This window comes from Pseudomonas sp. Pseusp11, from assembly GCF_047304405.1.
In the GTDB taxonomy this organism is placed as follows: domain Bacteria; phylum Pseudomonadota; class Gammaproteobacteria; order Pseudomonadales; family Pseudomonadaceae; genus Aquipseudomonas.
The window spans coordinates 22,600-34,297 of the sequence record NZ_JBGLZF010000053.1 but is presented as its reverse complement, the minus strand read 5'-3'; the positions used below and the strand labels follow the sequence as shown (position 1 = coordinate 34,297).

Annotated in this window: 11 protein-coding genes; 9 read left to right on the top strand and 2 right to left on the bottom strand. The window is 58.1% G+C overall.

The features are described from left to right. Positions 1–196: 196 nt before the first annotated feature. A complete protein-coding gene (prpD, locus tag ACCC96_RS27225) occupies positions 197–1,681 on the top strand; it encodes a 2-methylcitrate dehydratase (RefSeq protein WP_258670227.1) in 1,485 nt (494 codons plus the stop codon). Between the two features lie 41 nt (positions 1,682–1,722). Here the strand turns inward: prpD and ACCC96_RS27220 are convergent, their stop codons facing one another. Next, positions 1,723–2,541 (bottom strand): pyruvate, water dikinase regulatory protein, encoded by an 819-nt coding sequence (locus tag ACCC96_RS27220; protein WP_019648260.1) that lies wholly within the window; start codon positions 2,539–2,541, stop codon positions 1,723–1,725. Positions 2,542–2,715: 174 nt separating this feature from the next. On the opposite strand from ACCC96_RS27220, the gene ppsA reads away from it, so the two are divergent. The 8 genes from ppsA (at position 2,716) to ACCC96_RS27180 (ending at position 10,846) form a co-directional block, all read left to right on the top strand. Beyond that, positions 2,716–5,091: a phosphoenolpyruvate synthase gene (ppsA, locus tag ACCC96_RS27215; RefSeq protein WP_258670222.1), complete on the top strand. Its 2,376-nt coding sequence runs from the start codon at positions 2,716–2,718 to the stop codon at positions 5,089–5,091. A gap of 93 nt (positions 5,092–5,184) precedes the next feature. Next, positions 5,185–6,174 carry an alpha/beta fold hydrolase gene (locus ACCC96_RS27210; protein WP_019648262.1) on the top strand — a complete coding sequence of 330 codons (990 nt, stop codon included), beginning with the start codon at positions 5,185–5,187 and terminating at the stop codon, positions 6,172–6,174. A 192-nt stretch (positions 6,175–6,366) separates the two neighbouring features. Continuing rightward, positions 6,367–6,858 carry a ribonuclease E activity regulator RraA gene (gene rraA, locus ACCC96_RS27205; protein WP_018925259.1) on the top strand — a complete coding sequence of 164 codons (492 nt, stop codon included), beginning with the start codon at positions 6,367–6,369 and terminating at the stop codon, positions 6,856–6,858. Between the two features lie 37 nt (positions 6,859–6,895). Then, positions 6,896–7,891 carry a zinc transporter ZntB gene (locus ACCC96_RS27200; protein ID WP_258670219.1) on the top strand — a complete coding sequence of 332 codons (996 nt, stop codon included), beginning with the start codon at positions 6,896–6,898 and terminating at the stop codon, positions 7,889–7,891. Positions 7,892–7,954: 63 nt separating this feature from the next. Next, positions 7,955–8,203 (top strand): hypothetical protein, encoded by a 249-nt coding sequence (locus ACCC96_RS27195; RefSeq protein WP_007940635.1) that lies wholly within the window; start codon positions 7,955–7,957, stop codon positions 8,201–8,203. Positions 8,204–8,205: 2 nt separating this feature from the next. Continuing rightward, positions 8,206–9,030 (top strand): mechanosensitive ion channel family protein, encoded by an 825-nt coding sequence (locus ACCC96_RS27190; protein ID WP_007940637.1) that lies wholly within the window; start codon positions 8,206–8,208, stop codon positions 9,028–9,030. Between the two features lie 86 nt (positions 9,031–9,116). Further along, entirely contained in the window at positions 9,117–9,707 is a 591-nt protein-coding gene (sigX, locus tag ACCC96_RS27185) for an RNA polymerase sigma factor SigX (protein WP_026331741.1), read from the top strand. 107 nt (positions 9,708–9,814) lie between these two features. Then, positions 9,815–10,846, top strand: coding sequence for an OmpA family protein (locus ACCC96_RS27180; RefSeq protein WP_258670214.1), 1,032 nt, complete (start codon positions 9,815–9,817; stop codon positions 10,844–10,846). Positions 10,847–10,930: 84 nt separating this feature from the next. On the opposite strand, the gene cobA is transcribed toward ACCC96_RS27180, so the two are convergent. Then, on the bottom strand, positions 10,931–11,695 hold the full coding sequence (cobA, locus tag ACCC96_RS27175; protein ID WP_258670211.1) for a uroporphyrinogen-III C-methyltransferase: 765 nt from the start codon (positions 11,693–11,695) through the stop codon (positions 10,931–10,933). Positions 11,696–11,698 lie beyond the last annotated feature (3 nt).

The following is an 11,698-nucleotide window of genomic DNA, read 5'->3' as shown; positions in this document are numbered from 1 at the left end:
TTTTTTTTTTAACCCCCTTTTGGCGGGCCCTTTGGGTGTTTTTTTTTTTTTTTTTTTTACTTTAAAAAAAAAAAAACACCCCTCCCTGCGGCAGCTCCTACAGTTGATCCTGTTGCCAAAATAAGAAAGTAGTAACTGACAGAGACTACCCTGAACCGAGGTCCCATCAACGAACCACTGACCGAGTGAATCGAACATGAGCGCCAACGTCGACCTGAACACCCGCCCCGACTACGACACGGTTCTGCAGGACATCGCCGACTACGTCCTCAATTTCAACATCCAGTCGCCCGAGGCGCTTGATACCGCCCGCAATTGCCTGATGGACACCCTCGGCTGCGGCTTGCTGGCGCTGCGTTTCCCCGAATGCACCAAACACCTGGGTCCTATCGTCGAAGGCACTGTCGTCCCCTGCGGCGCCCGCGTGCCCGGCACCAGCTATCGTCTCGACCCGGTCAAGGCCGCTTGGGACATCGGTTGCATCGTCCGCTGGCTCGATTACAACGACACCTGGCTCGCCGCCGAATGGGGCCATCCGTCCGATAACCTCGGCGGTATTCTCGCGGTGGCCGACCACCTGTCGCAAAAGCGCCTGGCCAATGGCGACGCCCCGTTGACCATTCGCGCTGTGCTGGAAGCCATGATCATGGCGCACGAGATTCAGGGCGTGATCGCCCTGGAGAATTCGTTCAACCGCGTCGGTCTTGATCACGTGATTCTGGTGAAAGTCGCCTCGACCGCCGTCACTGCCAAACTCATGGGCGCCAATCGCGAGCAGCTGCTGTCGGCGTTGTCCCATGCCTTTGCCGACGGCCAGGCGCTGCGCACTTACCGACATGCGCCGAACGCCGGATCGCGTAAATCCTGGGCGGCCGGAGACGCGACCAGTCGGGGCGTGCGTCTGGCGGACATTGCGATGCGTGGTGAGATGGGCATCCCCGGCGTACTGACCGCCAAGCAATGGGGTTTCTACGATGTACTGTTCAGCCACACCAACAACGACCTGGGGCTCAAGCCTGAAGGCAAGCGAGCTTTCAGTTTTTCCCGGCCGTTCGGCAGCTATGTGATGGAAAACGTGCTGTTCAAGATCAGCTTCCCCGCTGAGTTCCACGCGCAAACGGCCTGCGAGGCTGCCGTCACCCTGCATCCATTGGTCAGGAATCGCCTGCATGAAATCGACAGGATCGTTATCACCACCCACGAATCAGCGATCCGCATCATCTCCAAGGTCGGCCCGCTGGCCAACGCTGCGGACCGCGATCACTGCCTCCAATACATGACCGCCGTACCTCTGGTATTCGGCAATCTGGTGGCCGAGCAGTACGAAGACGACTTCCACGCCGCGCACCCGATTATCGATTTGCTGCGCGACAAAATGGTCATTGTCGAAGACCCGCGTTTCACCCGCGAATACCTGGAGGCGGACAAACGCTCCATTGCCAACGCGGTACAGGTGTTCTTCAAGGACGGCTCCAGCACCGATAACGTGATGGTGGAGTACCCGATCGGTCATCGCCGGCGCCGTGCTGATGGCATTCCGTTGCTGGAAGACAAGTTCAAGGCCAATCTGGCGACGCGCTTCACGGCTCAGCGAAGCGCCGAGATCCTTGCGCTGTGCAAGGACCCGGCAGCACTTGAGGCGACACCGGTGAACCGGTTTGTGGATTTGTTTGTGATCTGAACCGGGTGTACACGACACTCGGTAGGAGCCTGCGGCAGCTCCTACTTAAAGCGCCGCTCCACACCTTTCTCCACCAGAATCTTCGCCGAAATTTCTTCCACGGAGAAATGCGTGGAATTGATGTGGGGAATGTTCTCGCGTCGGAACAGATTCTCCACCTCGCGCACTTCGAATTCGCACTGCGCGTAGCTCGAATAGCGGCTGTTGGGCTTGCGTTCGTTGCGGATTGCGGTGAGGCGGTCCGGGTCGATGGTCAGGCCGAACAGCTTGTGCTGATGGGCGCGCAGGGCGGTCGGCAGTTGCAGGCGCTCCATGTCGTCTTCGGTCAGCGGGTAGTTGGCCGCGCGGATACCGAATTGCATGGCCATGTACAAACACGTCGGTGTTTTGCCGCATCGCGACACGCCTACTAGTATCAGATCAGCTTTGTCGTAATAGTGCGTGCGGGCGCCATCGTCATTGTCGAGGGCGAAGTTCACCGCCTCGATGCGCTCCATGTAATTGGAGTTATGGCCGATGGAGTGGGATTTGCCGACGGTGTAGGAAGAATGCTCGGTCAGCTCCTGTTCAAGGGGCGCCAGGAAGGTCGAGAAAATGTCGATCATGAAACCATTCGACGTTGCGAGAATCTCACGAATGTCCTGATTGACAATGGTGTCGAAAATAATCGGACGAAAACCATCGTTTTCGGCGGCTTTGTTGATTTGTTGTACCATTGCCCGCGCTTTATCAGCGTCGTCGATGTACGGTCGTATGATTTTGCTGAAGGTAATGTTTTCGAACTGCGCCAGCAGGCTTTGGCCGAGGGTTTCGGCGGTAATGCCGGTGCCATCGGAGATAAAGAAAGCAGATCGTTTCATTTGCACCTTGGGCCTTAAGCTAGTATCGATTCTTGGATATAGTAGGCGCGATTTGTCGGCCACCGATGGCCCGCATTCTCACTTATTTTCCAGGTCCAGGCCATACAGCCGGCAAAGGCTCCCCCGAGTCGCCGGCTTCTGAGCTTTTCCAACACAGTTAGTGGAGAGATCACCTTGGTAGAGTACGTAGTTTCCCTCGATAAGCTCGGCGTCCATGATGTAGAGCATGTGGGGGGCAAGAACGCATCCCTGGGCGAGATGATCAGTAACCTTGCAGGCGCCGGTGTATCGGTGCCAGGTGGCTTTGCCACGACAGCTCAGGCTTATCGTGATTTTCTGGAACTGAGCGGCCTGAACGATCAGATCCATGCCGCCCTCGACGCCCTGGACGTCGATGATGTAAACGCCTTGGCCAAGACCGGCGCCCAGATCCGTCAATGGATCATGGAAGCCGAGTTCCCCGAGAAGCTCAACGCCGAGATCCGCACCGCGTTCGCCACGCTGTCGGCCGGCAACCCTGACATGGCCGTGGCCGTGCGCTCTTCCGCTACCGCCGAAGACCTGCCGGACGCTTCCTTCGCCGGTCAGCAGGAAACCTTCCTGAACATCCGTGGTGTCGAAAACGTCATTCGCGCCGCCAAAGAGGTGTTCGCCTCACTGTTCAACGACCGCGCCATTTCCTACCGCGTCCACCAGGGCTTCGACCACAAGCTGGTGGCCCTGTCGGCCGGTGTGCAGCGCATGGTCCGCTCCGAAACCGGCACTGCCGGCGTGATGTTCACCCTCGATACCGAATCGGGCTTCCGTGACGTGGTGTTCATCACCGGCGCCTACGGCCTGGGTGAAACCGTCGTACAAGGTGCGGTGAACCCGGATGAGTTCTACGTCCACAAAGGCACGCTGGAAGCCGGCCGCCCGGCCATCCTGCGTCGCAACCTGGGCAGCAAAGCCATCAAGATGATCTACGGCGACGAAGCCAAGGCTGGTAAATCGGTCAAGACCATCGACGTGGACAAGGCCGATCGGGCACGTTTCTGCCTGACCGACGCCGAAGTCAGCGAGCTGGCCAAGCAGGCGATGATCATCGAGAAGCACTACAAGTGCCCGATGGACATCGAATGGGCCAAAGACGGCGATGACGGCAAGCTCTACATCGTGCAGGCCCGTCCGGAAACCGTGAAGAGCCGCACCCAGGCCAACGTCATGGAACGTTACCTGTTGAAAGAAACCGGCACCGTGCTGGTGGAAGGTCGCGCCATCGGCCAGCGCATCGGCGCCGGCAAGGTGCGGATCATCAAGGACGTGTCCGAGATGGACAAAGTCCAGCCGGGCGACGTTCTGGTTTCCGACATGACCGACCCGGACTGGGAACCGGTCATGAAGCGCGCCAGCGCCATCGTCACCAACCGTGGTGGCCGTACCTGCCACGCGGCGATCATCGCTCGCGAGCTGGGCATCCCGGCCGTGGTCGGTTGCGGCAACGCCACCCAGCTGTTGAAAGACGGCCAGGGCGTGACCGTTTCCTGCGCTGAAGGCGACACCGGTTACATCTTCGAAGGCGAACTGGGCTTCGACATCAAGAAAAACTCCGTGGATGCCATGCCGGAGCTTCCGTTCAAGATCATGATGAACGTCGGCAACCCGGACCGCGCCTTCGACTTCGCGCAGCTGCCGAACGCCGGTGTGGGCTTGGCCCGTCTGGAATTCATCATCAACCGCATGATCGGTGTGCACCCCAAGGCGCTGTTGAACTACGGCGGCCTGCCGCAGGAAATCAAAGACAGCGTCGACAAGCGCATTGCCGGTTACAACGACCCGGTCGGCTTCTACGTCGACAAACTGGTCGAAGGCATCAGCACCCTGGCGGCAGCGTTCTGGCCGAAAAAGGTCATCGTGCGTCTGTCGGACTTCAAGTCCAACGAATACGCGAACCTGATCGGCGGCAAACTCTACGAGCCGGAAGAAGAAAACCCGATGCTGGGCTTCCGTGGCGCTTCGCGTTACATCAGCGAATCGTTCCGTGACTGCTTCGAGCTCGAATGCCGCGCCCTCAAGCGCGTGCGTAACGAGATGGGCCTGACCAACGTTGAAATCATGGTGCCGTTCGTCCGTACCCTGGGCGAAGCGAGCCAAGTGGTCGATCTGCTGGCTGAAAACGGTCTGGCCCGTGGCGACAACGGTCTGCGCGTGATCATGATGTGCGAACTGCCGTCCAACGCGATCCTGGCTGAAGAGTTCCTCGAGTTCTTCGACGGCTTCTCCATCGGCTCCAACGACCTGACCCAGCTCACCCTGGGCCTGGACCGTGACTCCGGGATCATCGCGCACCTGTTCGACGAGCGTAATCCTGCAGTCAAGAAGCTGCTGGCCAACGCCATTGCCGCGTGCAACAAGGCCGGCAAGTACATCGGCATCTGCGGTCAGGGCCCTTCGGACCACCCGGACCTGGCCAAGTGGCTGATGGAGCAGGGCATCGAAAGCGTTTCGCTGAACCCCGATTCGGTACTGGAAACCTGGTTCTTCCTGGCTGAAGGTCAGGCTCAGGCCTGATTCGTGAATGAAGCCTCGGTCAAGTGGCCGAGGCTTTAAGGTTCAAGTAGGGCGGGCTCCATGTGGATGCCGCCCTTTTTTGTGCAAGAGCATATGCAAAGTAGCAGCAACCTATTTCCTGTCGCCCTGATCAGCGCCGAGCGGCGCGGCGATCTGAGCGAAGACGTCTATCGTTTGAAACCCGGCAACAGCCCCGACGGCACCGTTGAGCTGGCTGTGACACGCCTGGGCCTGGCCGATGAGCCGGCGGTGCGTGGCGTGCCGGTGATTCTGCTGCACGGCAGCTTTTCCAATCGGCGGTTCTGGTTCTCTCCCAAAGGCTTGGGCCTGGGCGCTTACCTGACGCGTCTGGGATTCGATGTGTGGATTCCGGAAATGCGTGGTCACGGCCTGTCTCAACGCAACCAGAACTATCGCAAGAACAGCGTCGCCGACTATGCGCGTTACGATTTGCCGGCCATTGGCGCGTTCGTGCGCGAGCAAAGCGGCCAGATCCCGCACTGGATCGGCCATTCGCTGGGGGGCATTACCCTGGCCGCGGCATTGGGCGGCCAGTACCTGGGCGAGCCCGCCGTGGCTTCCGCGGCGTTTTTCGGCACGCAAGTCAGCCGTACTTACTGGCCGTTGAAGTTTCCACCGGTGGAGTGGAGCGGGCGCTTCATTCTCAAGCGTTTTGCCCAATTGTCGGGCTCTCGGCTCAAGCGCGGCCCGGAGGACGAGCCGATAGGCCTGGCCCTGGAAAGCATGCGTTGGTACGGGCTGTTCGGCCGCTTCGGCGATGCCGACAAAGACTGGTGGGCGGGTTTGGCCGAGGTGCAATTGCCGGTGCTGGCCGTGAGTGCCGCGGGCGATCATCAGGACCCGACCTGGGCCTGCCATAAGTTGTTTGATCAAGTCGGCTCCGAGCACAAGCAGTTCATCACCCTTGGCCGCGAGCACGGCTTTGGCGATAATTTCGGTCACGTGGAAATGCTGGTCAGCAAGGCTGCGCAGGCTGAAGTCTGGCCGTTGGTGGCTCGCTGGCTGGCGGATCAACAGACACCTTTACTGGGTGAAAAGCCGGATTTGGCCACAGCGATTTGAGCCTGATGCTCTAACAAGGGCATTTCTCTCTGGTCGGCTTGCGGCTAATATGTGACGCATTGAGTGGTTCTGGTCACTTTGAGTGGCTGATGCGGTCGCTGGGTTCGTGCGAGCGGAGCGATTTGCAACCGTCCAGCCTTGGCCCGAGTATGCTGCATACTCGATTGTCTTCCTTGTTACAGGAGTTTCTCGATGAACCATTACCTCACGCCTGACCTGTGCGACGCCTATCCGGAGCTGGTGCAGGTGCTGGAACCGATGTTCAGCAATTTCGGCGGCCGTGATTCTTTCGGCGGCGAAATCGTGACCATCAAATGTTTCGAAGACAACTCGCGGGTCAAGGAGCAAGTCGAGCTCAAGGGCAACGGCAAGGTGCTGGTGGTCGACGGTGGCGGTTCCCTGCGCCGCGCGCTGTTGGGCGACATGCTGGCCGAGAAAGCCGCGAACAACGGTTGGGAAGGGCTGGTGATCTACGGTTGCATCCGCGACGTCGACGTCATCGCGCAAACTGATCTGGGGGTTCAGGCCCTGGCCAGTCACCCGATGAAAACCGACAGGCGCGGTGTTGGCGATCTCAACGTTGCCGTGACCTTCGCGGGCGTGACCTTTCACCCGGGCCACTACGTTTATGCGGACAACAACGGCGTGATCATCTCGCCAAGCCCGCTGAAAATGCCTGAATAAGCGCTGCTGGCTTTTTGTTTCAAGATTAGGGGTGAGGATGTTCGAGGAAGAAAACGCGCAGTGGGGGCTGGTGCATGCCCTGGTGCTGGACGGTAAAGGCGGTGCGCGTTCGATAGCCCGGACTGAACTCGATGACTTGCAGCTGCAGGCCCATGAAAGCCTGTGGCTGCACTGGGATCGCAGTCACCCGCAAACCCAGACCTGGCTGCGTAAATCCAGCGGGTTGAATGAATTTAGTTGCGACTTGTTGCTGGAAGAAAACACCCGACCGCGTCTTTTGCCGCTGCCGGACTCTGAACTGCTGCTGTTTCTGCGCGGGGTCAACCTGAATCCGGGCGCGGAGCCGGAAGACATGGTCTCGGTGCGGATCTTCGGTTCGGCCCAACGGGTGATTTCCTTGCGTTTGCGGCCGTTGCGTGCCACCGAAGAGTTGTTGGTGCAACTGGCCGACGGCAAAGGACCGAGAAGCGCTTCCGAACTGATCCTGTATATGGCGCAATACCTCACCCATAAAGTGCAGGATCTGGTCGGCGACCTCTCGGAAGTTGTCGATGAGGAAGAAGAAAAGCTGGATGCCGACGAACGGTATACACCTGAGCATGGGGCTGTTTTGCAAATCCGCCGCAGGGCAGCTGGACTGAAGCGTTTTCTGGCGCCGCAGCGGGATATTTTCGGTCAGCTGACGCGGATAAAACTGCCGTGGTTCTGCGAAGACGATGGCGATTACTGGAACGAATTGAACAACAGCCTGACCCGGTATCTCGAGGAGCTGGAGTTGACCCGTGAACGCGTGGGGCTGGTCCTGGAGGCTGAAGACCGGCGTTTGAGCGTGCGCATGAACCGCACGATGTACCGCTTCGGGATCATCACCGGGATCTTTTTGCCGATGAGTTTTCTGACCGGTCTTTTGGGCATCAACGTCGGTGGTATTCCGTTCTCTGCCAGCCCCTACGGCTTCCTGATCGCCTGCCTGTTGATGGTCTTGGTGGCGCTGGGGCAGTGGTGGTTATTCCGACGTTTGCGTTGGGTCTGACGATGAGCCATGTGACCCGACCAAATTTAACCGCGTCTTTGACAGACATCACGAGAGGTGCGTATGCACGATCCGTTTGAACAGTCTTTGCGTGACATGCTCAAAGCATCGCCGTCCAGCCGTGACGACGATGCCTGTCTGGGGCGTGTACTGAAAACCGCCAACCGCCAGGTCGGTGCCGGCGATCTGTTCAGCCTGCTGGGCCGTTGGCTGCCCGCGCTGATGATCGCCCTGAATAACGGATCGGCCCATGTCGCGCCGGTTTCTCGTCTGCGTAAACCTACCGCTCGCACTGCTGATAAGGCTGATTGAATATGGAACTTGATCTCTGGACTCAGAGCCTCGTCACTGCAATGACTGCGTTGTGGACCAAAGTTGCGAACTTCATTCCGAACCTGTTTGGCGCACTGGTTGTGCTGCTGCTGGGTTTTGTCGTGGCCAAGCTGCTGGACACGCTGCTCTCAAAATTGCTCGCCAAATTGGGCCTTGATCGCCTGATGGGTGGCACCGGACTGACCAAATTGTTGTCCCGCGCCGGCCTCCAGGTGCCTATTTCGACGCTGATCGGCAAAATTGTCTATTGGTTCGTCCTGCTGATTTTTCTGGTTTCTGCCGCAGAGTCCCTTGGGCTTGAGCGAGTTTCGGCTACGCTGGACATGCTGGCGCTGTATGTTCCGAAAGTATTCGGCGCGGCGCTGGTGCTGCTGGTAGGTGTCTTGCTGGCGCAACTGGCCAATGGGCTGGTGCGTGGCGCGGCAGAAGGCGTAGGGCTGGATTACGCCGCGGGACTGGGGCGGATTGCCCAGGGCCTGGTGATCATTATCAGTATTTCGGTTGCGATCAGCCAGTTGGAGGTCAAGACAGACCTGCTCAACCACGTGATTGTGATTGTCTTGATTACCGTTGGTCTGGCGGTTGCGCTGGCCATGGGGTTGGGAAGCCGGGAAATTGCCGGTCAGATTCTTGCGGGAATCTATGTGCGTGAGTTGTATCAGGTTGGGCAACAAGTGCGTGTTGGCGAGGTCGAAGGGCAGATCGAAGAGATCGGCACGGTGAAAACCACGGTGCTGACCGACGAGGGTGAGCTAGTCTCTCTCTCGAATCGGATTCTCCTGGAGCAGCATGTGAGTAGCCGCTAACCCGGCAAATCCTGCTAATGTATGCCGCCGCAAATTGCCCTGAAGGGCTGCGGCGGACATTGACCTGACTGTCGGCCAGACTTGTTTTGAATAAAGCTCAATCGCTCTCCACGCGCTACGACCCCCGCGAGCTCTCTGATGAGGAGTTGGTCGCGCGCTCGCACTCCGAGCTGTTTCACGTAACGCGCGCCTATGAAGAACTGATGCGGCGTTACCAGCGAACATTATTTAACGTTTGTGCACGATATCTGGGGAACGATCGTGATGCAGACGATGTCTGTCAGGAAGTGATGTTGAAGGTGCTGTACGGCCTGAAGAACTTCGAGGGCAAATCGAAGTTCAAAACGTGGCTCTACAGCATCACGTACAACGAGTGCATCACACAGTATCGGAAGGAACGGCGTAAGCGTCGCTTGATGGACGCTTTGAGTCTGGACCCCCTCGAGGAAGCGTCTGAAGAAAAGGCGCCGAAACCCGAGGAGAAGGGCGGACTTGATCGCTGGCTAGTGTATGTGAACCCGATTGACCGTGAAATTCTGGTGCTACGTTTTGTCGCAGAGCTGGAGTTTCAGGAGATCGCAGACATCATGCACATGGGTTTGAGTGCAACAAAAATGCGGTACAAACGCGCTCTAGACAAATTGCGTGAGAAATTTGCAGGCATTGCCGAAACTTAGTTTGGCGCAAATATCTCTTACGTGTAGGCAAGTTCTGATAGACTTGCCGCCGAGTTGTCCCCCGGTTTGCGGGACTGCTTCACAATCACCAGATGGGGATTTAACGGATGAAACTGAAAAACACCTTGGGCTTGGCCATTGGTTCTCTTATTGCCGCTACTTCGTTCGGCGCGCTGGCACAAGGCCAAGGCGCAGTTGAAATCGAAGGCTTCGCCAAGAAAGAACAGTACGACAGCGATCGTAACTTCAAGAACAACGGCAACCTGTTCGGCGGCTCGGTTGGTTACTTCCTGACCGACGACGTAGAAGTGCGTCTGGCCTACGACGAAGTGCACAACGTACGTGCAGATGATGGTCGCAACGTGAAGGGCGCTGATACCGCTCTGGACGCTCTGTACCACTTCAACAACCCAGGCGACATGATCCGTCCATACGTTTCTGCCGGTTTCTCGGACCAGAGCATTGGCCAGAACGGTTCGGGTCGTAACCGCTCCACTTTCGCCAACGTTGGCGGCGGTGCCAAGCTGTACTTCACTGAAAACTTCTACGCCCGTGCTGGTGTTGAAGCTCAGTACAACATCGACCAGGGCGACACCGAGTGGGCTCCTAGCGTCGGTATCGGTGTGAACTTCGGTGGCGGCTCCAAGCCTGCTGCTGCTCCAGTTCCAGCACCAGCTGAAGTGTGCTCCGACAGCGACAACGATGGCGTTTGCGACAACGTTGACAAGTGCCCTGACACCCCAGCCAACGTAACTGTTGACGCTGATGGCTGCCCAGCAGTTGCTGAAGTTGTTCGTGTTGAGCTGGACGTGAAATTCGACTTCAACAAGTCGACAGTCAAGCCTAACAGCTACGGCGACATCAAAAACCTGGCTGACTTCATGAAGCAGTACCCAAACACCACTACTGTTGTTGAAGGTCACACTGACTCCGTCGGTCCTGACGCTTACAACCAGAAACTGTCTGAGCGTCGTGCAAACGCCGTTAAGCAAGTTCTGACCAACCAGTACGGTGTTCAGTCGTCCCGCGTTCAGTCTGTTGGCTACGGCGAATCCCGCCCAGTTGCTGACAACGCCACTGAAGCTGGCCGTGCTGTAAACCGTCGCGTAGAAGCGAAGGTTGAAGCTCCAGCTAAGTAATTAGCTCGCAGCTCAAGAAAAGCCCGGCTTAGGCCGGGCTTTTCTTTGTCTGCGATTTGGTGAAGAGGGAGTAATAGGTAGGGTTCAGGCTGATTGATCGGCCACCATCGCGGGCAAGTCGCGCTCCCACAGAGATGAAGTTGCACAGGCTGCCACGGCACCGATCACCAGGATCGCCGGGCTTTTCAACTGAAAGCTGAGGGCATCCTCTTCCATTGTTGTCAGGTTGCTCCGGCATTCCCGTTGGTGCGGCAGCGAAGCGTTTTCGATCATTGCCACGGGTGTGTTGGCTGCCATTCCGCCGGCCAGCAGTTGTTCGCGGATCTCACTGAGTTTCGCCACGCCCATGTAGACCACCAGTGTGGTGCCGCCTTGAGCCAGAGCCTGCCAGTTCAGGCTACTGTCATCCTGAGTGTGCGCCGTGACCAGTGTCACGCCACGGGCGACGCCCCGCAGTGTCAGCGGAATATCACATTGGGTCGCGCCGGCAAGGCCAGCGGTGATGCCATTGACCAATTCAACCTCGACCCCTCGTTCACGTAACCACTGCGCCTCTTCACCGCCGCGCCCGAAGATGCACGGATCGCCACCCTTGAGCCGCACCACGCATTTGCCGTGGCGGGTATAACGCAACATCAGGCGATGAATGAAGGCTTGAGGCGTGGAGCGACAGCCGCCGCGCTTGCCCACAGGAATAATTCGCGCATTCGGGCAATGCTCCAGTACCGCAGGATTGACCAGATCGTCGATCAACACCACGTCCGCTTCGCGCAACGCACGAACTGCCTTGAGGGTCAGCAATTCCGGATCGCCGGGACCCGCACCCACCAGCCAGACTTTTGCACTCATAGT

Bases quoted from the DNA above. Each gene is read 5' to 3' on its own strand.
- ACCC96_RS27220 (WP_019648260.1), bottom strand. From the start codon at position 2,541: ATGAAACGATCTGCTTTCTTTATCTCCGATGGCACCGGCATTACCGCC.
- ACCC96_RS27195 (WP_007940635.1), top strand. From the start codon at position 7,955: ATGCACGATCCGTTTGAACAGTCTTTGCGTGACATGCTCAAAGCATCG.
- ACCC96_RS27190 (WP_007940637.1), top strand. From the start codon at position 8,206: ATGGAACTTGATCTCTGGACTCAGAGCCTCGTCACTGCAATGACTGCG.
- ACCC96_RS27200 (WP_258670219.1), top strand. From the start codon at position 6,896: ATGTTCGAGGAAGAAAACGCGCAGTGGGGGCTGGTGCATGCCCTGGTG.
- ACCC96_RS27180 (WP_258670214.1), top strand. From the start codon at position 9,815: ATGAAACTGAAAAACACCTTGGGCTTGGCCATTGGTTCTCTTATTGCC.
- ACCC96_RS27210 (WP_019648262.1), top strand. From the start codon at position 5,185: ATGCAAAGTAGCAGCAACCTATTTCCTGTCGCCCTGATCAGCGCCGAG.
- cobA (WP_258670211.1), bottom strand. From the start codon at position 11,695: ATGAGTGCAAAAGTCTGGCTGGTGGGTGCGGGTCCCGGCGATCCGGAA.
- rraA (WP_018925259.1), top strand. From the start codon at position 6,367: ATGAACCATTACCTCACGCCTGACCTGTGCGACGCCTATCCGGAGCTG.
- prpD (WP_258670227.1), top strand. From the start codon at position 197: ATGAGCGCCAACGTCGACCTGAACACCCGCCCCGACTACGACACGGTT.